This window comes from Amycolatopsis sp. NPDC049868, from assembly GCF_044461365.1.
In the GTDB taxonomy this organism is placed as follows: domain Bacteria; phylum Actinomycetota; class Actinomycetes; order Mycobacteriales; family Pseudonocardiaceae; genus Amycolatopsis.
In genome coordinates this window covers 1,522,361-1,547,313 of sequence record NZ_JBITKV010000001.1, presented here as the reverse complement: position 1 = coordinate 1,547,313, position 24,953 = coordinate 1,522,361, and the positions used below count along the sequence as shown (strand labels likewise).

Below are 24,953 nucleotides of genomic sequence, written 5' to 3'. Positions count from 1 at the left end.
AACCACCGTTACGCGTTCGTGGCCAGGGATCGGGTGCGAGTCGGCGAACGGCGTAGTAGAGCTGGTTCGCATGTGGGAAACCGACAGGGAACAAGGAGACCGCGATGGCGGATGACAGGCCGGAAAAGATCCTCGCGGCGCTCGGCGGTGCCGAGAACGTCATCGAGGTGGAGGGGTGCATCACCCGGCTCCGCTGTGAGCTCGAAGACATGAGCCTGCTCGACGAAGCGGCGCTGAAGGCCGCCGGAGCGATGGGCGTCGTGCGGATGGGAGCCGGTGTCCAGGTCATCGTGGGGCCCGAGGCCGACACGATCGCCAGCGACATCGAGGACCTGCTGTGAGTCTCGAAATCCTCAGCCCGGTGAGCGGTAAGACGACCGCTATGACCGAAGTGCCCGATCCGGTCTTCGCGCAGGCGATGGTCGGCCCCGGAATCGCGGTCCTGCCCGCCGGCGGGCGCCAGGACGCGGTCGCCCCGGTGGACGGGACGGTCGTGACCCTGCACCCGCACGCCTTCGTGGTGGCCACCGAAGACGGCCGCGGCGTGCTGGTCCACCTGGGGATCGACACGGTGAAGCAAAAGGGCGAGGGGTTCACCCTCCACGTCGTCAAGGGTGAGGCCGTCCGCGCCGGGCAGCCGGTCGTCGGCTGGGACCCCGACGCTGTCAAGGCCGCGGGCTACTCGCCGATCGTGCCCGTGGTGGCGCTCGACGCGAAGGCGGAAGTCCTTTCGGGACTGATCACCGGCGGCGACGTCGAGGCGGGCGACCCGATTTTCACCTGGGACAGCTGAAAGCTCGCGCGAAGGGTCCCTTTAGGACGGATTCACGTCCTAAAGGGACCCTTCGTGCGTTTCTAGGCCGTGACGACCTGGCCGTTGGTGACCTTGACCGCGATCGAGGGCAGCGGCTGGTCCGCCGGCCCCTTTTTGACCGCGCCGGTCGCGGCGTCGAAGATCGAGTTGTGGCAGGGACATTTCAGCTCCGCGCCCTCGGGGACGACCGCGCACCCCTGATGTGTGCAGATCGCGCTGAACGCGGCGGCCGTGCCTTCGGCGGTCCTGGTGACGATGACGTCCTTGCCGTCGGCCGTCTTGGCGGCCTTCGCCTGGCCGACCTGGATGTCGGAGAGCGCGGTCAAAGTCTCGCCCGGCGCCGCGGCGGGCGGGGCGGCGGTCGAACCGGACGGCGGGCTGTCGCTTCCGCAGGCCGTGAGAACCACGGCCCCGGCGGCGGCACCGGCGACGGCGGCGCCGGTGGTCAGGACCTTGCGGCGGGAGTGGAGTTCGGCAGTCATGCCCATACACACGGCCCGAGCGGCCATCCGGTTCAATTTCGCCCGCCATCGGGTGCCGGATTGAACCGAGAGGCCCTCTTTTCCGTGTTCAAAGGCATAGGGGAACCGAACACGCGGGAAAGAGATACGGACATGATCCGGTGGTTGTTGCGGGCCGTGGTGGCGGCGGGCCTCCTCGGCTCGGCGTGGGTGCATTACGTCGTATGGCAGGACTGGGCCTCGGAAACGGAGGTGGTCGGCCCGCTCTTCCTGGTGAACGTCGTGGCGGGCGTGGTCATCGCGATCGCCGTCCTGGTCTGGCACCACTGGCTTCCCGCGCTCGCGGCGATCGGCTTCGGCTTGGCCACGCTGGGCGCGTACGTGCTCTCCCTGACCACAGGGTTCTTCGGCGTCTCGGAGCGCTTCACCACCCAGGCCGAGCTGTGGGGCCTGATCACCGAAGTGGCTTGCGTGGTCTTCGCCCTCCCGCTGCTCCTCAACCGCGAAAGCACGGATCGGTGAAGGAATTCGCGGAGGACCGGCTGATGCGGGCTTTGCACGACGAGCACGCGGCGGCGCTCTGGTCCTACGCACTGCACCTCACCAGCGGCGACCGGGTCCGCGCGGAGGACGTCGTGCAGGAGACCCTGCTGCGGGCCTGGCGCAACGCCAAGGTGCTCGACCAGTCCGAGGGATCGGCGCGCGGCTGGCTGTTCACCGTGGCGAGACGGATCGCCATCGACGACTGGCGGGCCTCCGAGGCGCATCCGGAGGTGGTGACCGGTCAACCGCCCGAAACGGCGGTGACGGACGGCACGGAACGGGCGGTCCAGGGCTGGCTGGTCGCCGAAGCGCTCGGTGAGCTCTCGCCGAGACACCGGGACGTCCTCGTCCTGTGTTATTTCCAGGGTTACTCCGTCGCCGACGCTGCGAAGCGGCTGGGTGTGGCCGAAGGGACGATCAAGTCGCGGACGCACTACGCGTTGCGGGCGTTGCGGCTGATATTGGAGGAAAGAGGGGTGACTCAATGACCGACCCCTTCGCCACCTACGACGCGGCTTACGTGCTCGGGGCGTTGTCCCCGGAAGACCGGTCCGCCTACGAGAAACACCTTCGCGTCTGTGACCGGTGCGCGGCGTCCGTGCGCGACCTGGCGGGGATCCCCGGGCTGCTCGCCCAGGCGGGCGCTCCCGCGCTGCTGGAGGACGAACCGGCGCCCTCGCCGGACCTGCTGCCGACCGTGCTCAAACGGGTCCGCCGGGGAAGGCGGATCCAACGGGCGATCACCACCACCGCGGCCGGGGTGGCCGTCGCCGCCGGCGTCGCGCTCGTGGTCGTCCTGACCGGGCCGATGGCGGCGGCGGGCGACCCGATGACCCCGCTCGGCGACTACCCGGTGACCGCCGAAGTCGCCATGTCCGCCACGGACACCGGCACGAAGGTCGACATGACGTGCAGCTACGGCGGCAATCGCACCGGGGACTACATCCTGGTCGCCGTCGGCGCCGACGGCGGCACCAGCGAGCTCGCGTCCTGGCGCGCGATGCCCAAGGACACCGCGCATATCGTGGTCGGCACCGCGATGCGCACCGAGGACATCAAGGCGCTGGAGATCCGCACGCCCTCGGGTCTCCCGCTGTTGCGGATGAACCCTTGATCCCGGTGTCATGACAGGTCTTCGGCGCCGGGGGCGGAGCGGATTGGGTCCAGTGTGTCGCGAAAGCCACGTGAACGGTCCGTTCATGACTTCCGCACCCCCGCCCCACCTGCCGAAAGTGCGTGAAAGTCCCTGTCACGAAAAGAAAATCTTGCCTCCAGTGAACCACCGGACGCACTCTTGATCTTGTGTTCACACCGATCGCCTTCGCGGTGGCGGGCGCCGGATCGGCGCTCGCCACGCGCTCCTGCCTGCGCCGGGCCGGAGCGCCGATCACGCCGTGGGCCGCGGCCCTCACGGCGGCGGCACTCGTCGCGGTCTGCCTCAGGCACCAGTCGGGAGCCTGGCCGTCGTGGTGGCTCGCGGTCCCGGCAGTCCTGACCGTCTTCGCGGTCCCGCTCGTGCTCGCCGACCTGAAGTACCGCCGCCTGCCCGACATCCTCACCCTGCCCGCGTACCCGGCGCTGGCCGTCTCGCTGGCGATCGCCGCGCACGGGGGAGGGGCCGCCATCGCGTGGCGGGCGGTGCTGGGGGCGCTGGTCTTCGGCGGGGCGCACGCGCTCGTGCACGCGGTGTCGCCACGCTCGCTCGGTGCCGGGGACGTGAAGCTCGCCGGCAGTCTCGGCGCGGTCCTCGCCGCGACGGGCTGGCCGTCGATCGTGCTCGGCGCCGTCGCCGCCGCGTTACTGAGCGTGGCGCTCGCGGTGGGCGGACCCCGGCATCCCACGGTGCCGCACGGGCCCGGTCTCCTGGTCGCGGCGTGGGCGCTCGCCGTCTTCGCCGGACCCGGTCCTGGATAGCCCGGCCTGTACCGGGACTTCAGAGGAGGTTGTGACAGGATCTGTCAGGTGTTGCGCTGGATAACCGCAGGGGAATCGCACGGACCCGCCCTCGCCGCCATCCTGGAAGGGATGCCCGCCGGGGTCGAGGTCACCACGGCCGAAGTGGGCGAGCAGCTCGCGCGCCGGAGGCTCGGCTTCGGCCGCAGCCCCCGGATGGGCTTCGAGACCGACCACATCGAGTTCACCGGCGGTGTCCGGCACGGGCTCACCCAGGGTGGTCCCGTCGCGGTCCAGATCGAGAACGCCGAGTGGCCCAAATGGGAGAAGGTCATGTCGGCCGATCCCGTGCCCGCCGAGGAGCTGGAAGGCCTCGCGCGCAACGAGCCGCTGACGCGTCCCCGGCCCGGCCACGCCGACCTGCCCGGTATGCAGAAGTACGGCTTCCCCGAGGCCCGTCCGGTGCTGGAGCGCGCGAGCGCCCGCGAGACGGCGTCCCGCACGGCGCTCGGCACGGTGGCCCGCGCGTACCTCAAGCAGCTGCTGGGGGTCGAGATCCTCAGCCACGTCGTGTCCATCGGCGGCGCCTCGGCGCCCGAGGGGCCGCTGCCGGTGCCGTCGGATCTCCCGGCCATCGACGAGAGCCCGGTCCGCGCGTTCGGCCAGGAGGGGACCGACGCGATGGTCGCCGAGGTCGACGCCGTGCGGAAGGCGGGTGACACCGTCGGCGGCGTGATCGAGGTGATCGCCTACGGCCTGCCGCCAGGCCTCGGCTCGCACGTCCACTGGGACCGCAGGCTCGACGCCCGCCTCGCCGGCGCGCTCATGGGTGTCCAGGCGATGAAGGGCGTGGAGGTCGGCGACGGCTTCACCACGGCCAAGCGCTGGGGCAGCCAGGCTCACGACGAGATCGACCGCGGCACCGGTCCGGTCGGGGTGACCCGCCGGTCCAACCGCGCGGGCGGGCTCGAAGGCGGCATCACCAACGGCGAACCGCTGCGTGTGCGCGTCGCCATGAAGCCGATCTCGACCGTCCCCAAAGCACTGTCCACTGTGGATGTCACCACCGGGGAACCCGCGGTGGCCATCCACCAGCGTTCCGACGTCTGCGCGGTACCCCGCGCCGGGGTCGTGCTGGAGTCGGTGGTGGCACTGGTCCTCGCGGACGCCGCGCTGGAGAAGTTCGGCGGCGACTCGCTGATCGAGGGCAAGCGCAACGTCGAGGCCTACCTGAAGGCGCTCGAGGAGCGCTGGTGACTCCTCGCGCGGTGATCATCGGGCCGCCGGGCTCGGGCAAGAGCACGGTCGGTCCGGCGCTCGCCGCCCGGCTCGGTCTCGTCTTCCGCGACAGCGACGACGACATCGTCGCGAGCGCGGGCAAGCCGATCACCGACATCTTCGCCGAGGAGGGCGAGCCCGCCTTCCGCGCGCTGGAGGAGGAGATGGTCGCGAAGGCGCTGGCCGAACACGAAGGCGTCCTCTCGCTGGGCGGGGGAGCGCCGATCACGCCGGGCACCCGCGAACGGCTGGCCGGGCACACCGTGATCTTCCTCAACGTGGGGATGGCCGCGGGTGTCCAGCGCGCCGGGCTCTCGACCGCGCGCCCGCTGCTGGCCGGGGTGAACCCCCGCGCCACCTACAAGGCGCTCCTCGACGCGCGCCTGCCGGTGTACCGCGAGGTGGCCACGTTCGAGATCGAGACCGACCGGCTGACCGCGGACGAGGTCGTCGAGGCCGCCGTCATCGGGCTGACCGAGATCAGCAAGGAACGAGCATGAAGCGCACCACCGCCGGCGTCCTGCTCGCCGTCGTGGCCTTGACCCTGACCGCGTGCGGCGAAGAGAGGCAGCCGCCCGGCGCGGACGTCATCCAGACCAGTGCTGCCACCAGCCCCGCGCCGGAGGCGGATGTCTCCGCCGACGTCAAGGTCACCAAATGCGACAGCGACAGCTACACCCCGAAGATCACCATCGAGGTCACCAACAGCGCGGGCGAAGACGCACGGTACGCCGTCACCATCGCGATCAAGGACGCCGAGGGCAAGGCCGCCGGTGAGGCGCTGTTCGCGAAGAACCGGATGACGCCCGGCCAGAAGGTGACCGAAGAGATCCCGGGGGACACCCCGGTCAAGGGCAAGATCACCTGCGAGGTCGCGAGGGCCAAGCGGCTTCCGCCGAAGTGAGGGGAACGATGACCGAGCCGGTCCGCATCACCGTCAACACCGCCAAGCCCTACGACGTCGTCGTTGGCCGCGGCCTGCTGGGCGAGCTCACCGAGCAGCTCGCCGACGCCTCCAAGGTCGCGCTGATCCACCCGCCGACGCTGACGACCACCGCCGAGGCCATCCGCGACGAACTGGCCGAGGCCGGGATCGACGCGCACCGGGTCGAGATCCCCGACGCCGAGGACGGCAAGGCGCTCACCGTCGCCAGCTTCTGCTGGGAGGTCCTCGGCCGCATGGGTCTCGACCGCCAGGGCGTGGTCGTCGGGCTCGGCGGCGGCGCCGTGACCGACCTCGCCGGGTTCGTCGCGGCCACCTGGATGCGCGGTGTCCGGCTGGTCAACGTGCCCACCACGCTGCTGGGCATGGTCGACGCCTCCGTCGGCGGGAAGACCGGTATCAACACCGAGGCAGGCAAGAACCTGGTCGGCGTCTTCCACGAGCCGAGCGCGGTCCTCGTCGACCTCGCGACGCTGGAAACGTTGCCCCCCAACGAACTCGTCGCCGGAATGGCCGAGGTGGTCAAGGCCGGGTTCATCGCCGATCCGCGTATCGTCGAACTAGTCGAGCAGGATCCCGCCGCGGCCCTGGACACCACCGGCGAGGTCCTCGGCGAACTGGTCCGCCGCTCGATCCAGGTCAAGGCCGACGTCGTCGCCGCGGATCTGCGCGAATCGGATCTGCGCGAGATCCTCAACTACGGGCACACGCTCGCCCACGCCATCGAACGGCGTGAGCGGTACCGGTGGCGGCACGGCGCGGCGGTCAGTGTCGGCCTGGTGTTCGCCGCCGAACTCGCGCGGCTGGCCGGCCGTCTCGACGACGCCACCGCCGAGCGGCACTCGAAGGTGCTCAAGCTGCTGGGTCTGCCGACCACCTACGACCCCGACGCGCTCCCGCAGCTGTTGGAGACGATGAAGGGCGACAAGAAGACTCGTTCGGGTGTGCTGCGTTTCGTCGTCCTCGACGGGCTCGCGAAGCCCGGCAGGCTTGAGGGCCCGGACCCGTCGCTGCTCGCCGCGGCGTACTCGGTGGTGGCGGGCGAAGCACCCAAGTCCGGCGGGAGCGTGCTGCTGTGAAGGTGCTCGTCCTCAACGGCCCCAACCTCGGCAGGCTCGGCCTGCGCGAGCCAGGGATCTACGGTTCGGCCACGCACGCGGATCTGGTTTCCACCTGCGTCGAAACCGGCAAGGAGCTGGGGATCGACGTCGAGGTCCGGCAGACCGACCACGAGGGCGAGATGGTCGGCTGGCTGCACGAAGCCGCCGACGCGGACTGGCCGGTGGTGCTCAACGCCGCCGCGTGGACGCACTACTCGATCGCCGTCCGCGACGCCGCCGCCCAGCTCAAGGCGCCGCTGATCGAACTGCACATCTCCAACGTGCACAAACGCGAGCAGTTCCGGCACCACAGCGTGCTGTCGGATATCGCCACCGCGGTGATCGCCGGGCTCGGGGTCGACGGATACCCGCTGGCCCTGCGCTGGATGGCCGCGAACGCGGCGTGAACAACCCTCCCACGCTGGAGACCGCGCGGCTCCGGCTGCGCGCGCTGGCCGAAGCCGATACCGACGCGATCATCGAGCTCTTCGCCGACCCGGAGATGAGCGCGCATTTCGCGGCCCCGCTGACCGAGCCGGACCTGGTCCGCGCGATGGTCGGCCGAAGGCTGTCCTACGACGGCCCGGCGGGCATGGGGCACTGGGCGATCGAGCGCGACGGAGAAGTGATCGGGCTCGCGCATCTGCGGCCGTCGCGGGAGCTTCCCGGTGACGTTCCGGAGCTCGGGTACTACCTGTCGCGGGCGCACGGCGGGCAGGGTCTGGCGACCGAGGCCGCCAAGGCCCTGCTGGCGCACGGGCTCGTCGGGCTCGGCCTGCCGTCGGTGTGGGCGCTGGTCGGAGAGTCCAATGTGGCCAGTCAGAACCTGGTGCGGCGCTTGGGTTTCCTCGATGTCGGCGGTGGCGAGCACTACGGCAGCGGGCCGCATCGCGTCTTCGTCGCGCTGCCGTCGGATCACGGCCGCGTGCATCACATCGAGCTGTGGGTGCCCGATCTCGGCCGTGCGGAGGAGAGCTGGGGCTGGCTGCTGGGCGAGCTCGGCTGGCGGGAGTTCCAGCGCTGGCCCGCCGGGGTCAGCTGGAAGCACGGCGCGACCTATCTCGTCGTCGAGCGTTCTCCGGCGCTCAGCGGGGAAGAACACGAGCGCACCGCCCCGGGACTGAACCACCTCGCCCTGCATGTCGAGTCACGCGATCGGGTGGATGAGCTGGCTTCGAAGGCCGTCGAACACGGCTGGTCGCCGATGTTCGCGGACCGATATCCGTATGCGGGCGGTGACCATCACTACGCCGCCTACCTCGAAAACACCGATGGCTTCGAGGTGGAGCTGGTCGCCCTCCCGGGTACTGACGTCACCCGGCCGGGTTAAGCCTCGCTACACTCGGCCATCATGCGCCTTTTTCGTGGGGGTCGGCGACCCGCCCGTGCCGTGGTGGCCGTCCTCGCGGCGGGCGCTCTCCTCGCGGCGTGCAGCGACGGAAACGTGCAATCCCAGGCCGACGGCAAGGGCGGCGGGATCGGCGGGGCCCAGCAGGCGCCCAAGGAAAAGCCACGGCCGATGGACGTCGAGCTCGCGACGAGCGATCCCCGGGCCAGCGGCGGCGTGGTCGCCGCCGGCGATCAGGACGCGGTCTACAACTACAGCCCCACCGTGATGCGGGACGGCGGCAAGCTCAAGATGTGGTGGTGCAGCCAGTACGGCAGCGCCCAGCCGCCCGGTGACGACGTCCTCTACGCGCAGTCGCCCTCGCTCGACGGTCCCTTCACCGGCCCGTCCGGCGGCGGTCCGGCGGCGGTGTTCTCCGGGGCGCCCGGCGGTTTCGACGGGATGCACACCTGCGACCCTTCGGTGATCAAGGTCGGCTCGACCTACTACATGTATTACACCGGCGCGGCGGGTGATCACGCCCTCGGCAACTCGATCGGCCTCGCGACCAGCCCCGACGGGCTCAACTGGACCCGTGCGGCGGGCGGGCAGCCGATCATCGGACCGGCGCACGACGTCCACCGCGAGAACGTCTACGGCGCGGGTCAGCCCTCGGCGGTGTACCTCGACGGCTGGTTCTACGTGCTCTTCACCGACACCACGGCCAAGGCCGCCGGGTGGAACGGTGCCGGGCAGTTCCTGCTCCGCGCCAAGGACGCGGCGTTCACCCGAGGTGTGGAGACGCTCGGGGAGCAGGGCTTCGTCGCCAAGCCCACCACGATCTCGCCGCGCACCCGCTCGCTGGTCGACGGATTCAGCACCGACCTCATGTGGGTCGGCGCGCTCGACGCCTTCGTGATCGCGCACGAGACCGACGCCGGCACCACGCTCACCTTCTGGACCAGGGATTTCTCCGCGCAGCCGTATCGGCCGTCGATCATCCCCGGCGTCTGGAAGGAGGGTCCCGGCCTGGTCCGGCGGCCCGACGGGCACGCGCCGCTCTCCTCGGGCGACGTCTGCGATCGGGTGCCCTTCGACGTCGTCCGCGCCACGGTCGTCGGCGGCGCGGGGGCGCCGACCGACCTCAAGCACTTCGGCCTGGACGTCCGCGGTTCGCGGGCGTGCGACGGCGACGCCCGCGTCCGGACCTCGTTCGAAGGCGTCGCGATGCCGTCGCCGCAGCGGACCATCGACCTGGTGTCCGACGGCACGCTGGTGCGGGTCGACCGGCGCTCGGTGGCGGCGGCGCTCGCGGGCGAGGTGCTGGATCAGCGGCTCAAGATCGTCGACAAGTTCCCGCAGGCCGCGCGGCTGAGCGCCGGGGCGAAGACGGTGCACGCGCCCGGTCGCGGGTTCGGCGTGGTGCTCGACGGCAAGCTGTACGCGGTGCCGGACGCGGGGACGGCGGCACTGAACGACTCGACCGTCGAAGAGATCAGCGATCAGGCCTGGGACGGCTTCCCGGCCGGTTTCTCGCTCGCCGGCTGATCTTCGTCGTCGCCGGTCTTGGTGATGCGGCCACCGACGAACAGGCCGAGCCCGGCCGGGATGAGCACCAGCAGCGCCGAGAAGGCGGCGCCACCGGTGAGCGCGCCGCCGAGCTCGGAAGCGCCGGTCTGGTCGACGAACACCGCGCGGCCGATCACGTACAGCACGCCCGAGACCGGTCCGGCGATCAGCGCCGCGATGAACCAGTTCTTGCCGCGTTCGGGTTTGCCCTGCCAGGCGTCCACGGCGCCCCAGCCCGCGGCCGCGCCGACCAGGACGGCGAGGGCGAGGGAGGTGACGAGGGTCTTGTCGGTGGGGTTGAAGACCTCGTACTTGGCCAGCACGGTGACGGCCGCGCCGTGCAGCAGCGCCATCACGAGTCCACGAGTCAGCCACGGTGCCATTGGTGAAGCTTAACTCGCCAGTAGCGACTGGGGCCGCCTACGCCGGTGGCGACTCGTGCCCGGTCCGTGAAGGCCTCCTTGCCTACCCTGAAGGTAGTGAAGGAGGCCTTCACGGAATCGGTGACCGTCACCTTCGCCCCAGGCGCACCAGTAGCCACGATGGATGCGCGTGAAGGCCCCCTTCCCTCGGCTCAGGCGCGTGAAGGGGGCCTTCACGCGGCGGCGCTGTGACCTTGGTGTGGGCTGGGGTGACGGGGTCCTTGCCCGGTCCGTGAAGGCCTCCTTGAGGGACCCTGAGTCCCTCAAGGAGGCCTTCACGGAACCACCAGGCGCCACAGCGAGCGCAAGCAGCAGGCGAAACGCGTGGAACCGGCGGCGCACCCCCTAAACTCCATGACGTGCGTGAATACTTCTCTCGCCGCCGCGCGGCGCTGCGTTCCCTGCTGGCCGACTCCGGGGTGGACGCGCTGCTGGTCACGGACCTGCTCAACATCAGGTACCTGACCGGCTTCACCGGGTCCAACGCCGCTCTCCTCGTCCACGAGAGCGGCGACGACAAGACGATCTTCTGCACCGACGGCCGCTACCAGGTCCAGTCGGCGACCGAGGTGCCCGACCTCGAACGGGTGCTGGATCGCGCGAGCGCGGCGAAGCTGGCCGATCTGGCGGCCGGGAAGAAGCTCGGCAAGACCGGTTTCGAGAGCCAGCACGTCAGTGTCGAGCAGCACGAGGAGCTCAAGGTCCGCTTCGACCGCGTCGAGCTGGTCCGGACGCCGGGTCTCGTCGAGCAGCTGCGGCTGGTCAAGGACGAGCAGGAGATCGAGGCGCTGCGCCAGGCGTGCGCGGCGGCCGACCGGGCGCTGGAGGACCTGCTGTCCGCCGGCGGGCTCCGCCCGGGCCGCACCGAGCTCGACGTCGCCCGTGACCTCGAGAACCGCATGCTCGGCCACGGGTCGACCGGGCCTTCGTTCGACACCATCGTCGCGGCGGGCGCCAACTCCGCGATCCCGCACCACCGGCCGACCTCGGCGCCGCTCGCGACCGGCGGGTTCGTCAAGATCGACTTCGGCGCCACGGTCGACGGCTACCACTCCGACATGACCCGCACGTTCGTCATCGGCAAGCCCGCGGCGTGGCAGGAGGAGATCTACGAGCTGGTCCAGCGCGCGCAGGCGGCGGGCTGCGACGCCGTCCTGCCCGGCGCCGAAGTGTCCGAAGTGGACAAAGCGGCCCGTGGCGTGATCGTCGACGCGGGGCGCGGCGAGGAGTTCGGCCACGGCCTCGGCCACGGCGTCGGACTGCAGGTGCACGAGGCGCCCAGCCTCGCCGCCACCGGCGTCGGTACACTGTCCGCCGGTATGGCCGTCACCGTCGAGCCTGGTGTGTATCTGCCCGGACGCGGAGGCGTGCGCATCGAGGACACGCTGGTCGTGCGGGAAGGTACGCCCGAACTCCTCACGCTGAGCACCAAGGAACTCGTGGTCGTCTGACGGCGGCCCGGAAGATCGACACAGGAGACTGCACACTCGTGGCCACCACCAACGACCTGAAGAACGGGCTCGTCCTCAACCTCGACGGCCAGCTCTGGACCGTCACCGCGTTCCAGCACGTCAAGCCGGGTAAGGGCGGCGCGTTCGTCCGCACCACGCTCAAGCACGTGCTGACCGGCAAGGTCGTCGACAAGACCTTCAACGCGGGGACGAAGGTCGACACGGCCACCGTCGACCGCCGCAACATGACGTACCTGTACAAGGACGGCGCGGACTTCGTGTTCATGGACGCGGAGACCTACGACCAGATCACCGTCCTGGCCGAGACCGTCGGTGACAACGCGAACTACCTGCTCGAGAACTTCGAGGTCCAGGTCGCGGTGCACGAGGGCACGCCGCTGTACATCGAGCTGCCGACCTCGGTCGAGCTGATCGTCCAGCACACCGACCCCGGCCTGCAGGGCGACCGCTCCACCGGTGGCACCAAGCCCGCCACCCTGGAGACCGGCGCCGAGATCCAGGTGCCGCTGTTCCTCACCACCGGCGAGAAGATCAAGGTCGACACCCGTGACGGCCGCTACCTGGGCCGCGTTTCCAGCTGATGGCCGACTCAGCCAAATCGGGCAAGTCGCCGAACCGCGGCGGGCCGATCAGCCGTCGTCAGGCCCGCAAGCGCGCGGTCGAGATGATGTACGAGGCCGCCCAGCGTGGTGCCGACGCGGTGACGCTGCTGGCGGACCGGGTCGGTTCGGTCGAGGTCGACCCGATCGCGGATTACACGATCTCGCTGGTGGAGGGCGTCACCGGCCGCAAGACCCAGATCGACGAGCTGCTTTCGGAGCACGCTCAGGGCTGGACGCTGGACCGGATGCCGCCGGTGGACCTGGCGGTGCTGCGGGTCGGCGTCTACGAGCTGCTGTGGGCCGAGGACGTACCGGACCCGGTCGCCATCGACGAGGCCGTCGGGCTCGCGAAGGAGCTGTCGACCGACGACTCGCCGCGCTTCGTGAACGGCGTGCTCGGCCGGATCGGCACGATCGCGGACCGGCTCAGGGCCGTTCTCTAGAAGACGTACTGCGACGGGCCGTGTCCTCTCCGAGGGCACGGCCCGTTCTCGTGCTCGGTGGCGCTGGTTGGCGTTTCCGGTCCCCCCGGACCGAAAACGTCGCCATCTCTAGTCCTCTTTGGACGGTCGAGCCTCGGGCGGCAGCACACCCCAGTCGATCAGCTGCTCGGTGAGCTCGCCGGGGGTCATGTCGTAGATGATCGCCAGCGAACGCAGGTCCTCGGTGCGGATCGAGAGCACCTTGCCGTTGTAGTCGCCGCGCTGGCTCTGGATGGTGGCGGCGTAGCGGGCGAGCGGCCCGACCTTCTCCGCCGGGAGCTGTTGGAGACGCTCCAGGTTGATGACGATCTTCGTGGCGGGCTCGGCGCCCGACGGCACCCGGCCCTCCGGCAGCAGCTCGACCACCGGCACGCCGTAGAAGTCGGCGAGTTCGGCGAGCTTCTGCACGGTGACGGCGCGGTCGCCACGCTCGTACGAACCGACGACGACGGCCTTCCAGCGGCCTCCGGACTTCTGCTCGACCCCGTGCAGGGACAGGCCCTGCTGCTGGCGGATCCCGCGGAGCTTGGCCCCGAGCGCCTTGGCGTAATCGCCCATCTGGTGGTTCTCCGTTTCCTCACCCCCAACCGGTCGAGGTGACCGGTCCAGGGGACTCCTAGAGTCGAATACTCAGAGTAATGGTTACGCATAGTTGTCACCAGGTCAAGCGGGTGCTTTCGAGAGGCCTTCGTCACCTGGGGCGCGCCACTCGTAAGAATGAGCGATCGCTCCTGCTAGTGTCGGGGAGATTTCCTCGCTACGCAGGAAGTCGACGTCCTTTAAGGACCCGTCCAGAGAGGCGGGGAAGGAGGTCCGCCTTGTCGTCACGTCCGCGTGGCGCGGCGGAACCGGCGGGAGAGCGCGAGCTGCTCTCGTCCGGCGATGTCGCGCGCACGATCGCCCGAATGGCCCACCAGGTCATCGAGAAGACCGCTCTCGGTGCCGGTGGCTCGACTCCGCCCGTGTTGCTGGGCATCCCCACCAGGGGAACCCCGCTCGCCCTGCGGCTCGCGGACAAGATCGCCGAGTTCTCCGGCATCCGTCCGCCGACCGGCGCGCTGGACATCACGCTCTACCGTGATGATCTCCGCCGCCGCCCGCCCCGCGCGCTCGAACATTCGCAGCTGCCGCCGACCGGTATCGACGACGCGGTGGTGATCCTGGTCGACGACGTGCTGTTCTCCGGCCGCACCATCCGCGCCGCCCTCGACGCCCTGCGCGACCACGGCCGCCCCCGCGCGGTCCAGCTGGCCGTGCTGGTCGACCGCGGCCACCGCGAACTGCCGATCCGCGCCGACTACGTGGGCAAGAACGTGCCCACCTCGCGCGCCGAGGGGATCGAGGTCCTGCTGTCCGAAGTGGACGGACGGGACACGGTTCTGCTTCGCGCGCAACCAGAAGGAGATCGATCGTGAAGCACCTGCTCGCCACCGACGGGCTCGACCCGGCGCTCGCGACAGCCGTGCTGGACACCGCCGAAGAGCTCAAGCACACCTTGCTGGGCCGCGAGGTCCGCAAACTGCCGACGTTGCGTGGCCGCACCGTCATCACGCTGTTCTACGAGAACTCCACCCGCACCCGCGTCTCGTTCGAGATCGCGGGGAAGTGGATGAGCGCCGACGTGATCAACGTCTCCGCGTCCAGTTCCTCGGTCAACAAGGGCGAATCGCTGCGGGACACCGCGCTGACGCTGGCCGCGGCCGGCGCCGACTGCGTGATCATCCGGCACCCCGCCTCCGGTGCGGCGCAGCGGCTTTCGGGCTGGCTCGCCGAAGCGGGGACGGCGGTCGTCAACGCCGGGGACGGCACCCACGAGCACCCGACGCAGGCGCTGCTCGACGCGGCGACGCTGCGGGAGCGCCTCGGCTCGTTCGAGGGCCGCCGCATCGGGATCGTCGGCGACGTCCTGCACAGCCGGGTCGCGCGGTCGAACATCCACCTGCTGTCGGCGCTGGGCGCGGAGGTGGTGCTCGTCGCGCCCCCGACGCTGCTGCCCGCCGGTGTGGAGAGCCTGCCGGTCACGGTGTCGCACGAACTGGACGCCGAACTGCCCGCGCTCGACGCGGTCATGATGCTGCGGGTCCAGGCGGAGCGGATGCACGGGGGCTTTTTCCCGAGCGCACGCGAGTACTCGATCGCGTACGGCCTCAACGAACGACGGATGAAGCTGCTGCCCGAGCACGCCGTCGTCCTGCACCCCGGCCCGATGCTGCGCGGGATGGAGATCGCCTCGGCGGTCGCCGACTCCCCGGCCTCGGCCATCACCGAACAGGTCCGCAACGGCGTCCACGTGCGCATGGCGGTCCTCTACCACCTGCTCGCGAGCGAAGGAGCCACCGCGTGACCACCGTCCTGATCAAGGGCGCCCGACCCTACGGCGAGGGCGATCCGGTCGACGTGCTCGTCGAGGACGGCGTGATCACCGACATCGGTTCGATCGACACCCCGGACGACGCCGAAGTGATCGAAGCGGGCGGCCAGGTGCTGCTCCCCGGTTTCGTCGACCTGCACACCCACCTGCGCGAACCCGGCCGCGAGGACACCGAGACCATCGCCACCGGTTCGGCCGCGGCCGCGCTCGGCGGCTACACCGCGGTGTTCGCCATGGCCAACACCGACCCGGTGGCCGACAACGCGGTGATCGTCGATCACGTGTGGCGCCGCGGCCAGGAGGCCGGGCTGGTCGACGTGCACCCGGTCGGCGCGGTCACCGTGGGCCTCAAGGGCGAGAAGCTCGCCGAACTGGGCACCATGGCGAAATCCGAAGCCCGGGTGAAGGTCTTCTCCGACGACGGCCTCTGCGTCGCGGACCCGCTGCTCATGCGCCGCGCGCTGGAGTACTCGACGGCGCTGGGCGTGGTCATCGCCCAGCACGCCGAGGAGCCGCGGCTGACCGTCGGCGCGCAGGCGCACGAAGGCGAGCAGGCCGCGCGCCTGGGCTACACCGGCTGGCCGGCTTCGGCGGAGGAGTCGATCGTCGCCCGCGACTGCCTGCTGGCCGAGCACGCGAACGCGCGGCTGCACGTCTGCCACGTCTCGACCTCGGGCACGGCCGACATCCTCAAATGGGCCAAGGACCGCGGCACCAAGGTCTCGGCCGAGGTCACCCCGCACCATCTGCTGCTGACCGACGAGCGGCTCGCGACCTACGACCCGGTCAACAAGGTCAACCCGCCGCTGCGCACCGAGTCCGACGCCGAGAAGCTGCGCGCCGCGCTGGCCGAGGGCGTCATCGACTGCGTCGCCACCGACCACGCGCCGCACGCGGTCCAGGACAAGGACTGCGAGTGGAGTTCGGCCCGGCCCGGCATGCTCGGCCTCCAGACCGCGCTGTCGATCGTGGTCGAGACCATGGTCCGCACCGGCCTGCTGGACTGGCGGGGCGTCGCGCGGGTGATGAGCGAGCGGCCCGCCGAGATCGGCAACCTGACCGACCACGGCCGCCCGATCGAGGTCGGCGAACCCGCCAACCTGACGCTGGTGGACCCGGACACCGAATGGACCGTACGAGGGGCCGAGTTCGCGAGTATCGCGGCCAACACCCCGTACGAAGGAATGCGGCTCCCCGGCGTGGTGACGGCGACGTTGCTGCGCGGGCGGATCACCGCGCGGGAAGGGAAGATCACGCCATGAGCGACCGGATTCTGCTGACCCTGGCGGTCTTCGCCTTCTTCCTCTTCTGCGTGTTCCTGATGTGGCGCGGCTGGCGGCGGAAGTCACGGGCGCAGAGCGTCCAGGTCCCGCCGTTCGCCGAGATCCCCGCCGAACCCGGCGAGGCGCTGATCGAGTCGACGGGTCTCTACGTCAGCACGACGACCGCCGGACACTGGCAGGACCGCGTCGTCACCCGCGGCGCCGGCCTGCGCACCGGCGCGGTGTGGCGCCTGCACGAAGACGGCATCGCCATCGAACGCGGCGGCGCCCCGGACTTCTGGATCCCGCGCGCCTCGGTCACCGGCGTCCGCAAGGACAAGGGGATGGCCGGGAAGGTGATGGGCATCGACGCGCTGCTCGTCATCACCTGGCTGGCCGGGGACGTCGAACTGGACACCGGATTCCGCGGCGACGACGTCGACGACTATCCACAGTGGATCGAAGCTTTGCAAGACACTCACAACGACATCAAGGGAGGTGCCTGATGAGCACCACGAACGGCATTAGGACCCCCGCGGCACTGGTCCTCGAAGACGGCAGGGTGTTCCGCGGCTCCGCGTACGGCGCCCGTGGCCGCAGCCTGGGCGAGGCGGTGTTCTGCACCGGCATGACCGGCTACCAGGAGACGCTGACCGACCCCTCCTACCACCGGCAGATCGTGGTCCAGACGGCACCGCAGATCGGCAACACCGGCTGGAACGACGAGGACGACGAGTCCTCGCGTATCTGGGTCTCGGGCTACGTCGTCCGCGACCCCGCGCGCACCCCGTCCAACTGGCGCTCCAAGCGCACGCTGGACGAGGAACTGGAGCGCCAGGGTGTCGTCGGGATCTCCGAGGTGGACACCCGCACGCTGACCCGGCACCTGCGCGAGCAGGGCGCCATGCGGTCCGGCGTCTTCTCGGGCGACGCGCTGGGCTCCGACGAGGAGATGCTCGCGCAGGTGCAGGCTAGCCCGCAGATGAAGGGCGCCGACCTCGCCGGCGAGGTCAGCACGAAGCAGGCGTACGTCGTCGAAGCGCAGGGCGAGCGGAAGTTCCGCGTCGCCGCGCTCGACCTGGGCATCAAGTCCAACACCCCGCGCCTGATGGCCGCGCGCGGTATCGAGGTGCACGTGCTGCCCTCTTCGTCCACTGTGGACGAACTGCTCGCGGTCGAGGCCGACGGTGTGTTCCTGTCCAACGGTCCCGGCGACCCGGCGACCACCGCGCACGCGACGGAGCTGACGAAATCGGTGCTGCGGCGGGAGATCCCGCTGTTCGGCATCTGCTTCGGCAACCAGATCCTCGGCCGCGCGCTGGGGCTGGGCACCTACAAGATGCGCTACGGCCACCGCGGGATCAACATCCCGGTGATCGACGTGGCCACCAAACGGGTCGCGATCACCGCGCAGAACCACGGTTTCGCCCTCGAAGGCGAGCCGGGCCAGCGGTTCGAAACGCCGTTCGGCGCCGCGCAGATCTCGCACTACTGCCCGAACGACGACACCGTCGAGGGTGTCCGCGCGTTCGACGTCCCCGCGTTCTCGGTGCAGTACCACCCCGAGGCCGCCGCCGGCCCGCACGACGCGGCCCCCCTGTTCGATGAGTTCGTCGCTTTGATGGAGAAGGCCAAGTAATGCCGAAGAGGACAGACATCCAGCACGTGCTGGTGATCGGCTCCGGGCCGATCGTGATCGGCCAGGCGGCGGAGTTCGACTACTCCGGCACCCAGGCCTGCCGCGTACTCCGCGAAGAGGGACTGCGCGTCTCGCTGGTGAACTCGAACCCGGCGACCATCATGACCGACCCCGAGTTCGCCGACGCCACCTACATCGAGCCGGTCACCCCGGAATTCGTCGAGAAGGTCATCGCCGCCGAGCGCCCCGACGCGATCCTCGCGACCCTCGGCGGGCAGACGGCGCTGAACTGCGCGGTCGCCCTGCACGAGCGCGGTGTCCTGGAGAAGTACGGCGTCGAGCTGATCGGCGCCGACGTCGACGCCATCCAGCGCGGCGAGGACCGGCAGAAGTTCAAGGACATCGTCCGCACGATCGGCGGCGAGGTGCCGCGGTCGCGGGTCTGCCACGACATGGACGAGGTCCGCGCGACCGTCGCCGAGGTCGGCCTCCCGGTGGTCATCCGGCCGTCGTTCACCATGGGCGGGCTCGGCTCGGGCATGGCGCACACCGACGAGGAACTGGAGCGCCTCGCCTCCACCGGGCTCACCGAGTCGCCGGTCACCGAGGTGCTCATCGAGGAGAGCGTCCTCGGCTGGAAGGAGTTCGAACTCGAGCTCATGCGCGACCGGCACGACAACGTGGTGGTCGTCTGCTCGATCGAGAACATCGACGCGATGGGCGTGCACACGGGTGACTCGGTCACCGTCGCGCCCGCGATGACCCTGACCGACCGCGAGTACCAGCACATGCGCGACGTCGGTATCGCGGTGCTGCGCGAGGTCGGCGTCGACACCGGTGGCTGCAACATCCAGTTCGCGATCAACCCCGAGGACGGCCGCATGGTCGTCATCGAGATGAACCCGCGCGTGTCCCGCTCCAGCGCGCTGGCGTCGAAGGCGACCGGCTTCCCGATCGCCAAGATCGCCGCGAAACTCGCCATCGGCTACACCCTCGACGAGATCCGCAACGACATCACCGGCGAGACCCCGGCGGCCTTCGAGCCGACGCTGGACTACGTCGTGGTGAAGGTGCCGCGGTTCGCCTTCGAGAAGTTCCCCGGCGCGGACCCGACGCTGACCACGACGATGAAGAGCGTCGGCGAGGCGATGTCGTTCGGCCGCAGCTTCCCCGAGGCGCTCGGCAAGGCACTGCGGTCCATCGACACCAAGGCGACCGGTTTCTGGACGCGCCCCGACCCCGAGGGCGCGACGCTGGAATCCGTGCTGGAGGCCCTGCGCACGCCGCACGACGGGCGCCTCTACGAGGTGGAGCGGGCGCTGCGGTTCGGCGCCACCGTCCAGCAGGTGCACGAGGCCTCGGGGATCGACCCCTGGTTCATCGACCAGATCGCCCTCATCGGCGAGGTCGGCGCCGAGGTCCGCGACGCCCAGGTACTCGACGAGCCGCTGCTGCGGCGCGCCAAGCGGATCGGCCTCTCCGACCGCCAGATCGCCTCGCTGCGGCCGGAACTGGCGGGGGAGGACGGCGTCCGCGCGCTGCGCCGCCGTCTCGGGGTGCGGCCGATGTACAAGACCGTCGACACCTGCGCGGCCGAGTTCGCGGCCAAGACGCCGTACCACTACTCGGCCTACGAGACCGACCCCGCGGCACAGTCGGAGATCACCGCGCAGACCGAGAAGCCGAAGGTGCTGATCCTCGGCTCCGGGCCGAACCGCATCGGGCAGGGCATCGAGTTCGACTACTCGTGCGTGCACGCCGCGATCGCCTTGCGCGAGGCCGGTTTCGAGGCCGTCATGGTCAACTGCAACCCTGAGACCGTCTCCACCGACTACGACACCTCGGACCGGCTCTACTTCGAGCCGCTGTCGTTCGAGGACGTGCTGGAGGTCGTCAACGCCGAGCAGGAGTCGGGCACCGTCGCCGGGGTCATCGTGCAGCTGGGCGGCCAGACCCCGCTCTCGCTCGCGAAGCGCCTCGCCGACGCTGGTGTCCCGGTGATCGGCACCTCCCCGGACGCGATCCACCTCGCCGAGGACCGCGGCGCGTTCGGCGAAGTCCTCACCGACGCCGGGCTGCCCGCGCCGAAGTACGGCACGGCGACCTCGTTCGAGGGCGCGAAGCGGATCGCCGACAAGATCGGCTACCCGGTCCTCGTGCGGCCGTCCTACGTGCTGGGCGGGCGTGGCATGGAGATCGTCTACGACGAGGAGTCCCTCGCCGGCTACATCCACCGCGCCACCGAGGTCACCCCCGAGCACCCGGTGCTGGTGGACCGGTTCCTCGACGACGCCATCGAGATCGACGTCGACGCGCTGTTCGACGGCGACGAGCTCTACCTCGGCGGGGTCATGGAGCACATCGAGGAGGCCGGGATCCACTCCGGCGACTCGTCGTGCGCGCTGCCGCCGATCACGCTGGGCCGGACCGACATCGAGACGGTGCGCCGCTCGACCGAGGCCATCGCGCGCGGCGTCGGCGTCCGCGGGCTCCTGAACGTCCAGTACGCCCTCAAGGACGACGTCCTGTACGTCCTGGAGGCCAACCCGCGCGCGTCGCGGACGGTGCCGTTCGTGTCGAAGGCGACCGCGGTGCCGCTGGCCAAGGCCGCGGCGCTGATCATGACCGGTTCGTCGATCAAGGAGCTGCGCGAGTCCGGCGTCCTCCCGGCCGAGGGTGACGGCGGCCACCTGCCCGCCGATTCGCCGGTCGCGGTCAAGGAGGCGGTCCTGCCGTTCCACCGCTTCCGCACGCCCGAGGGGCACGGCGTCGACTCGCTGCTCGGCCCGGAGATGAAGTCCACCGGCGAGGTCATGGGCGTGGACGTCTCCTTCGGCAAGGCGTTCGCCAAGTCGCAGGCCGGTGCCTACGGTTCGCTGCCGACGTCGGGCAAGGTGTTCGTCTCGGTCGCCAACCGCGACAAGCGTTCGCTGGTGTTCCCGGTGAAGCGGCTGGCGGATCTCGGCTTCGAGATCCTCGCCACGTCGGGCACCGCGGAAGTGTTGCGGCGCAACGGGGTCGCCTGCACCGTCGTGCGCAAGCACTACGAAGGTTCCGCTGAAGGCGAACAGAACGTCGTGGATGTCATCCTCAGCGGCGAAGTGCAGATGGTGATCAACACCCCTTACGGCAACAGCGGTCCGCGGATCGACGGCTACGAAATCCGTACCGCCGCGGTCTCTCGGGACATCCCCTGCATCACCACGGTGCAGGGCGCCGCGGCGGCCGTGCACGGGATAGAGGCCGTCATCAAGGGCGACATCGGCGTGCGCTCGCTGCAGAGCCTGCAGGCGGCGCTGAAGGCCAAGGCATGAGCGAGCGGTTCGGGGCGAGGCTGGCGCGGGCGGTCGCGGAAAAGGGACCGCTCTGCGCCGGTATCGACCCCCATCCCGGGTTGCTCCAGGCGTGGGGTCTCCCGGCGGACGCGGGCGGCCTGGAGAAGTTCGCCCTCACGGCCGCTGAGACGCTCGCGCCCGAAGTCGCGGTGATCAAGCCCCAGTCGGCCTTTTTCGAGGCCTACGGGCCGTCTGGGGTCGCTGTTCTGGCCAAAACGATGAAGGTGTGCCGGGAGGCGGGCGCGCTCGTCCTGCTGGACGTCAAACGTGGCGACATCGGTTCGACGATGGCGGCGTACACGGCGGCGTTCCTGCCCGCCGGGGCGGAACTCGAAGCGGACGCCATCACGGTGTCGCCGTACCTCGGGTTCGGTTCGCTGGACTTCGCCGTCGAGGTTGCGCAGGCGCAAGGCAAGGGTCTGTTCGTCCTCGCGCGCACCTCCAACCCGGAAGCGCAGGGGTTGCAGAACGCCTTGCTGCCCAACGGAAAGACCGTCGCGCAGGACATCGTCGACACGGCGGGCGCGCATAACGCGGGCGTCGGGCCGCTGGGTGACATCGGTGTCGTCGTCGGCGCCACGATCGCGCCGGGAGAGCTCGACCTGAGCAAGCTGAACGGTCCCGTCCTGGCGCCCGGTTTCGGGGCGCAGGGGGCCACTCCGGCCGATCTGCGGGCCCTTTTCGGGCCGGGACTGCCGGGTGTGCTCCCGGCGTCGTCCCGCGACGTCCTCAGGCACGGACCGGACCCCGAAGCGTTGCGTGCGGCCGTTCGGCGGACCCGGGATTCCCTCGGTCCCCTGGAAAACGGCCAATAGCAGGCCCGGGAATCGGTCATGACCAGCCACCCCCGCATTGTGGGCCGAGGTAACGGGTGGGTACCGTCGCCACACCCACCCAGATTTGAGAACTACCGGAGGAAAACGTGGCACTTCCCCAGCTGACAGAGGAACAGCGCGCTGCGGCGCTGGAGAAGGCCGCCGCCGCCCGCCGCATCCGTGCTGAGCTGAAGGAGCGGCTGAAGCGGGGCGGTACCACTCTGGTCGACGTGTTGAAGCAGGCCGAGGAGAACGAAGTCCTCGGCAAGATGAAGGTCTCGGCTCTGCTCGAGGCTCTTCCGGGCGTCGGCAAGGTCCGTGCCCAGCAGACCATGGAACGACTGGAGATCGCACCCAGCCGTCGTCTTCGCGGCCTCGGCGACCGGCAGCGCAAGGCGCTGCTGGCCGAATTCAGCGGCGAGTGAGCGGCACCGGTCAGGACCACCCGGCGAACCCGGGCGCTGACCGCGGCGGTGAGCCGGTGGTGGGAGTCGAATCCCGGCACCGGCTCACGGTCGTCTCAGGGCCTTCGGGAGTCGGGAAGTCGAGCGTGGCCAAGGAGCTGCGCAAGCTGGATCCGGAGATCTATTTCAGTGTCTCGGTGACCACCAGGAAGCCGAGGCCGGGTGAGGTGGACGGCGAGCACTACCACTTCATCGACCGGGCCGAGTTCGACCGCATGGTCGCCGAGGGCGAGCTGCTCGAACACGCAGAGTTCGCGGGCAACTGCTACGGCACCCCGCGCGGGCCCGTCGAGCGGGTGCTGGCCGAGGGCCGCAACGCGATACTGGAGATCGAACTCCAGGGCGCGAGGCAGGTCCGCAAGGCGATGCCGGAGGCCCGGCTGGTGATGCTGATGCCGCCGTCGTGGGACGAACTGGTCGGCAGGCTGACCGGCCGCGGCACCGAAAACGAAGCCGCCGTCAAGGCCAGGCTGGCCGAGGCCGAACGCGAACTCGCCGCCGCCGGGGAGTTCGACGAGCGCGTCGTCAACGCCGACGTGCGAGAGGCCGCCGAGCAGTTGCTAAACTTGATAACCGGCGACAACTAGACCCGAAGATTCGGAGCACCACGAGTGACGACTCAGGCCACGCTGCACGAAGAGCTCGAAGGCATCACCAACCCGCCCATCGACGACCTCCTCGAGAAGGTCAGCTCGAAGTACGCGCTGGTGATCTACTCGGCCAAGCGCGCTCGCCAGATCAACGACTACTACGCCCAGCTGGGCGAGGGTCTGCTGGAGTACGTCGGCCCGCTGGTCGAGCCGGGCCCGCGCGAGAAGCCGCTGTCCATCGCCCTGCGCGAGATCCACGGCGGTCTGCTCGAGCACACCGAGGGTGAATAAACCTCGCGTTGTTCTGGGCGTGGGTGGCGGGATCGCCGCCTACAAGGCCTGTGAGGTCCTGCGCGGACTGACCGAATCCGGTCACGACGTCCGCGTGGTCCCCACCGAAGCCGCGCTGAACTTCGTCGGCGCGGCCACCTTCGAGGCACTCTCCGGGAACCCGGTGCACACCGGCGTGTTCACCGAAGTGCCCGAGGTCCAGCACGTCCGCGTCGGCAAGGAAGCCGACCTGGTGATCGTCGTGCCCGCCACGGCGAACCTGCTCGCCAAGGCCGCGCACGGCATCGCGGACGACCTGCTGACGAACACCCTGCTCACCGCCCGGTGCCCGGTCGCCTTCTTCCCGGCGATGCACACCGAGATGTGGGAGCACCCGGCCACCCGCGACAACGTGGCGCTGCTGCGTTCGCGCGGCCTGATCGTCGCCGAACCCGCCGCAGGCAGGCTCACCGGCGCCGACACCGGTAAGGGACGGCTCGCCGACCCCGCCGAGATCGTCGACCTCGCCCGGCTCCTGCTCGCCGTGCCGAAGGCCCTCCCGCGCGATCTCGAAGGCGTGCGCGTGGCCATTTCGGCGGGCGGCACCCGCGAGCCGCTGGACCCGGTCCGGTACCTGGGCAACCGCTCGTCGGGCAAACAGGGGTACGCGCTCGCCCGCGTCGCCGTCCAGCGCGGCGCCGAGGTCACGCTGGTCACCGCGCATACCGTCGCGCTGCCGGAACCCGCGGGCGCGAAGGTCGTCCACGTGTCGACCGCCGAGGAGATGCGCCAGGCCATGCACGCCGAGGCCGCCTCCGCCGACGTCCTCGTGATGGCCGCCGCTGTCGCCGACTTCCGGCCTTCGAACCGGGCCGATCACAAGATCAAGAAGTCCGACGACGCGCCGGATCCCGTCGTCGAGCTCGCGCGCAACGCGGACATCCTGGCCGAATTGGTGCGGAATCGGACCGACGGCCAGGTGGTCGTCGGTTTCGCCGCCGAAACAGGGGACGACAAGGGTGGTGTCCTCGACCACGCCAGGGTCAAACTCAAGCGCAAGGGCGCGGATCTGCTGGTGGTGAACGCCGTCGGTGAGGGCAAGGCCTTCGGAACCGAGGACAACTCGGGCTGGCTGCTCGGGGCCGACGGCACCGAAATCCCGATCCCGCTCGGCGCCAAGGCCGAACTCGCGTCCACATTGTGGGATGCTGTTGTGACCTTGATGAAGCGTTGAGAGCCCCCAAAGCGATAGTCAGTAGGCTTGAGTTCAAGCTGAGGGGTGCCTAACTTTCTAGGCATCA

Annotated in this window: 29 protein-coding genes and 1 pseudogene; 27 read left to right on the top strand and 3 right to left on the bottom strand. The window is 70.0% G+C overall.

The features are described 5' to 3' along the window. Positions 1-95: 95 nt before the first annotated feature. Positions 96-341: pseudogene (locus ACIBTM_RS07370) on the top strand (glucose PTS transporter subunit EIIB); the annotation flags it as partial. Continuing rightward, a complete protein-coding gene (locus ACIBTM_RS07365) occupies positions 338-793 on the top strand; it encodes a PTS glucose transporter subunit IIA (RefSeq protein ID WP_395875647.1) in 456 nt (151 codons plus the stop codon). The pseudogene ACIBTM_RS07370 and the gene ACIBTM_RS07365, both read left to right, overlap by 4 nt. A gap of 62 nt (positions 794-855) precedes the next feature. Here ACIBTM_RS07365 and ACIBTM_RS07360 read toward each other — a convergent pair whose 3' ends face one another. After that, positions 856-1,296, bottom strand: coding sequence for a ubiquinol-cytochrome c reductase iron-sulfur subunit (locus ACIBTM_RS07360; RefSeq protein WP_395875646.1), 441 nt, complete (start codon positions 1,294-1,296; stop codon positions 856-858). A gap of 132 nt (positions 1,297-1,428) precedes the next feature. On the opposite strand from ACIBTM_RS07360, the gene ACIBTM_RS07355 reads away from it, so the two are divergent. The 11 genes from ACIBTM_RS07355 (at position 1,429) to ACIBTM_RS07305 (ending at position 9,907) form a co-directional block, all read left to right on the top strand. After that, entirely contained in the window at positions 1,429-1,797 is a 369-nt protein-coding gene (locus tag ACIBTM_RS07355) for a hypothetical protein (protein WP_395875645.1), read from the top strand. Further along, the gene (locus tag ACIBTM_RS07350) at positions 1,794-2,306 is read left to right on the top strand and encodes a sigma-70 family RNA polymerase sigma factor (RefSeq protein ID WP_125675061.1); all 513 of its coding nucleotides are present in this window, start codon (positions 1,794-1,796) and stop codon (positions 2,304-2,306) included. The genes ACIBTM_RS07355 and ACIBTM_RS07350 overlap by 4 nt, the downstream gene beginning before the upstream one ends. Next, on the top strand, positions 2,303-2,932 hold the full coding sequence (locus ACIBTM_RS07345; RefSeq protein WP_395875644.1) for an anti-sigma factor family protein: 630 nt from the start codon (positions 2,303-2,305) through the stop codon (positions 2,930-2,932). The genes ACIBTM_RS07350 and ACIBTM_RS07345 overlap by 4 nt, the downstream gene beginning before the upstream one ends. Positions 2,933-3,120: 188 nt before the next feature. Further along, complete coding sequence (locus ACIBTM_RS07340) at positions 3,121-3,732, top strand: prepilin peptidase (protein ID WP_395875643.1); 612 nt, start codon at positions 3,121-3,123, stop codon at positions 3,730-3,732. A gap of 48 nt (positions 3,733-3,780) precedes the next feature. Then, positions 3,781-4,968, top strand: coding sequence for a chorismate synthase (gene aroC, locus ACIBTM_RS07335; RefSeq protein ID WP_037343929.1), 1,188 nt, complete (start codon positions 3,781-3,783; stop codon positions 4,966-4,968). Further along, on the top strand, positions 4,965-5,489 hold the full coding sequence (locus ACIBTM_RS07330) for a shikimate kinase (protein WP_395875642.1): 525 nt from the start codon (positions 4,965-4,967) through the stop codon (positions 5,487-5,489). The genes aroC and ACIBTM_RS07330 overlap by 4 nt, the downstream gene beginning before the upstream one ends. Further along, positions 5,486-5,893, top strand: a complete 408-nt coding sequence (locus ACIBTM_RS07325; protein ID WP_395875641.1) for a hypothetical protein — start codon at positions 5,486-5,488, stop codon at positions 5,891-5,893. The genes ACIBTM_RS07330 and ACIBTM_RS07325 overlap by 4 nt, the downstream gene beginning before the upstream one ends. Positions 5,894-5,901: 8 nt before the next feature. Next, positions 5,902-7,011, top strand: coding sequence for a 3-dehydroquinate synthase (aroB, locus tag ACIBTM_RS07320; RefSeq protein WP_395875640.1), 1,110 nt, complete (start codon positions 5,902-5,904; stop codon positions 7,009-7,011). After that, the gene (gene aroQ, locus ACIBTM_RS07315; protein ID WP_395875639.1) at positions 7,008-7,439 is read left to right on the top strand and encodes a type II 3-dehydroquinate dehydratase; all 432 of its coding nucleotides are present in this window, start codon (positions 7,008-7,010) and stop codon (positions 7,437-7,439) included. Before aroB ends, aroQ begins: the two co-directional genes overlap by 4 nt. Continuing rightward, a complete protein-coding gene (locus tag ACIBTM_RS07310) occupies positions 7,436-8,362 on the top strand; it encodes a GNAT family N-acetyltransferase (RefSeq protein ID WP_395875638.1) in 927 nt (308 codons plus the stop codon). Before aroQ ends, ACIBTM_RS07310 begins: the two co-directional genes overlap by 4 nt. Positions 8,363-8,422: 60 nt before the next feature. Then, complete coding sequence (locus tag ACIBTM_RS07305) at positions 8,423-9,907, top strand: beta-xylosidase (protein WP_395875819.1); 1,485 nt, start codon at positions 8,423-8,425, stop codon at positions 9,905-9,907. On the opposite strand, the gene ACIBTM_RS07300 is transcribed toward ACIBTM_RS07305, so the two are convergent. After that, complete coding sequence (locus tag ACIBTM_RS07300) at positions 9,862-10,281, bottom strand: B-4DMT family transporter (RefSeq protein WP_395875818.1); 420 nt, start codon at positions 10,279-10,281, stop codon at positions 9,862-9,864. The two genes, ACIBTM_RS07305 and ACIBTM_RS07300, sit on opposite strands and share 46 nt — an antisense overlap. 428 nt (positions 10,282-10,709) lie before the next feature. Between ACIBTM_RS07300 and ACIBTM_RS07295 the strand changes: the two genes are divergently transcribed. The 3 genes from ACIBTM_RS07295 to nusB are packed head-to-tail and all read left to right on the top strand — an operon-like array spanning position 10,710 to position 12,867. Beyond that, on the top strand, positions 10,710-11,801 hold the full coding sequence (locus ACIBTM_RS07295) for a M24 family metallopeptidase (protein WP_395875637.1): 1,092 nt from the start codon (positions 10,710-10,712) through the stop codon (positions 11,799-11,801). 38 nt (positions 11,802-11,839) lie between these two features. Next, a complete protein-coding gene (efp, locus tag ACIBTM_RS07290) occupies positions 11,840-12,403 on the top strand; it encodes an elongation factor P (protein WP_038515597.1) in 564 nt (187 codons plus the stop codon). Continuing rightward, positions 12,403-12,867, top strand: coding sequence for a transcription antitermination factor NusB (nusB, locus tag ACIBTM_RS07285; protein WP_063274190.1), 465 nt, complete (start codon positions 12,403-12,405; stop codon positions 12,865-12,867). The genes efp and nusB overlap by 1 nt, the downstream gene beginning before the upstream one ends. Before the next feature lie 108 nt (positions 12,868-12,975). Here nusB and ACIBTM_RS07280 read toward each other — a convergent pair whose 3' ends face one another. Further along, positions 12,976-13,464, bottom strand: a complete 489-nt coding sequence (locus ACIBTM_RS07280) for a transcriptional regulator (protein WP_003096372.1) — start codon at positions 13,462-13,464, stop codon at positions 12,976-12,978. Between the two features lie 260 nt (positions 13,465-13,724). On the opposite strand from ACIBTM_RS07280, the gene pyrR reads away from it, so the two are divergent. The 11 genes from pyrR to coaBC all read left to right on the top strand — a co-directional run bounded on the left by pyrR (position 13,725) and on the right by coaBC (position 24,886). Next, entirely contained in the window at positions 13,725-14,321 is a 597-nt protein-coding gene (pyrR, locus tag ACIBTM_RS07275) for a bifunctional pyr operon transcriptional regulator/uracil phosphoribosyltransferase PyrR (protein ID WP_016333099.1), read from the top strand. Next, positions 14,318-15,250 (top strand): aspartate carbamoyltransferase catalytic subunit, encoded by a 933-nt coding sequence (locus ACIBTM_RS07270; RefSeq protein ID WP_395875636.1) that lies wholly within the window; start codon positions 14,318-14,320, stop codon positions 15,248-15,250. Before pyrR ends, ACIBTM_RS07270 begins: the two co-directional genes overlap by 4 nt. Further along, positions 15,247-16,539 (top strand): dihydroorotase, encoded by a 1,293-nt coding sequence (locus ACIBTM_RS07265; protein ID WP_395875635.1) that lies wholly within the window; start codon positions 15,247-15,249, stop codon positions 16,537-16,539. The genes ACIBTM_RS07270 and ACIBTM_RS07265 overlap by 4 nt, the downstream gene beginning before the upstream one ends. After that, the gene (locus tag ACIBTM_RS07260; RefSeq protein WP_395875634.1) at positions 16,536-17,045 is read left to right on the top strand and encodes a transporter; all 510 of its coding nucleotides are present in this window, start codon (positions 16,536-16,538) and stop codon (positions 17,043-17,045) included. Before ACIBTM_RS07265 ends, ACIBTM_RS07260 begins: the two co-directional genes overlap by 4 nt. Beyond that, positions 17,045-18,178 carry a glutamine-hydrolyzing carbamoyl-phosphate synthase small subunit gene (carA, locus tag ACIBTM_RS07255; protein ID WP_395875633.1) on the top strand — a complete coding sequence of 378 codons (1,134 nt, stop codon included), beginning with the start codon at positions 17,045-17,047 and terminating at the stop codon, positions 18,176-18,178. The genes ACIBTM_RS07260 and carA overlap by 1 nt, the downstream gene beginning before the upstream one ends. Continuing rightward, complete coding sequence (carB, locus tag ACIBTM_RS07250; protein ID WP_395875632.1) at positions 18,178-21,492, top strand: carbamoyl-phosphate synthase large subunit; 3,315 nt, start codon at positions 18,178-18,180, stop codon at positions 21,490-21,492. The genes carA and carB overlap by 1 nt, the downstream gene beginning before the upstream one ends. Continuing rightward, the gene (gene pyrF, locus ACIBTM_RS07245) at positions 21,489-22,328 is read left to right on the top strand and encodes an orotidine-5'-phosphate decarboxylase (protein WP_395875631.1); all 840 of its coding nucleotides are present in this window, start codon (positions 21,489-21,491) and stop codon (positions 22,326-22,328) included. Before carB ends, pyrF begins: the two co-directional genes overlap by 4 nt. A 107-nt stretch (positions 22,329-22,435) precedes the next feature. Then, positions 22,436-22,753 (top strand): integration host factor, actinobacterial type, encoded by a 318-nt coding sequence (mihF, locus tag ACIBTM_RS07240; RefSeq protein ID WP_003096398.1) that lies wholly within the window; start codon positions 22,436-22,438, stop codon positions 22,751-22,753. Then, positions 22,750-23,379: a guanylate kinase gene (gene gmk, locus ACIBTM_RS07235; RefSeq protein ID WP_395875630.1), complete on the top strand. Its 630-nt coding sequence runs from the start codon at positions 22,750-22,752 to the stop codon at positions 23,377-23,379. Before mihF ends, gmk begins: the two co-directional genes overlap by 4 nt. 24 nt (positions 23,380-23,403) lie before the next feature. Then, entirely contained in the window at positions 23,404-23,673 is a 270-nt protein-coding gene (gene rpoZ / locus ACIBTM_RS07230) for a DNA-directed RNA polymerase subunit omega (RefSeq protein ID WP_005152353.1), read from the top strand. After that, positions 23,666-24,886 (top strand): bifunctional phosphopantothenoylcysteine decarboxylase/phosphopantothenate--cysteine ligase CoaBC, encoded by a 1,221-nt coding sequence (gene coaBC, locus ACIBTM_RS07225; protein WP_395875629.1) that lies wholly within the window; start codon positions 23,666-23,668, stop codon positions 24,884-24,886. Before rpoZ ends, coaBC begins: the two co-directional genes overlap by 8 nt. The last annotated feature ends 67 nt before the right edge of the window (positions 24,887-24,953 follow it).

What these genes read in the sequence shown, in the direction of transcription:
- ACIBTM_RS07260 (WP_395875634.1), top strand. Translation starts at nt 16,536, where the DNA reads ATGAGCGACCGGATTCTGCTGACCCTGGCGGTCTTCGCCTTCTTCCTC.
- pyrF (WP_395875631.1), top strand. Translation starts at nt 21,489, where the DNA reads ATGAGCGAGCGGTTCGGGGCGAGGCTGGCGCGGGCGGTCGCGGAAAAG.
- nusB (WP_063274190.1), top strand. Translation starts at nt 12,403, where the DNA reads ATGGCCGACTCAGCCAAATCGGGCAAGTCGCCGAACCGCGGCGGGCCG.
- ACIBTM_RS07280 (WP_003096372.1), bottom strand. Translation starts at nt 13,464, where the DNA reads ATGGGCGATTACGCCAAGGCGCTCGGGGCCAAGCTCCGCGGGATCCGC.
- ACIBTM_RS07345 (WP_395875644.1), top strand. Translation starts at nt 2,303, where the DNA reads ATGACCGACCCCTTCGCCACCTACGACGCGGCTTACGTGCTCGGGGCG.
- ACIBTM_RS07355 (WP_395875645.1), top strand. Translation starts at nt 1,429, where the DNA reads ATGATCCGGTGGTTGTTGCGGGCCGTGGTGGCGGCGGGCCTCCTCGGC.
- carB (WP_395875632.1), top strand. Translation starts at nt 18,178, where the DNA reads ATGCCGAAGAGGACAGACATCCAGCACGTGCTGGTGATCGGCTCCGGG.
- ACIBTM_RS07325 (WP_395875641.1), top strand. Translation starts at nt 5,486, where the DNA reads ATGAAGCGCACCACCGCCGGCGTCCTGCTCGCCGTCGTGGCCTTGACC.
- ACIBTM_RS07360 (WP_395875646.1), bottom strand. Translation starts at nt 1,296, where the DNA reads ATGACTGCCGAACTCCACTCCCGCCGCAAGGTCCTGACCACCGGCGCC.
- ACIBTM_RS07300 (WP_395875818.1), bottom strand. Translation starts at nt 10,281, where the DNA reads ATGGCGCTGCTGCACGGCGCGGCCGTCACCGTGCTGGCCAAGTACGAG.
- carA (WP_395875633.1), top strand. Translation starts at nt 17,045, where the DNA reads ATGAGCACCACGAACGGCATTAGGACCCCCGCGGCACTGGTCCTCGAA.
- aroB (WP_395875640.1), top strand. Translation starts at nt 5,902, where the DNA reads ATGACCGAGCCGGTCCGCATCACCGTCAACACCGCCAAGCCCTACGAC.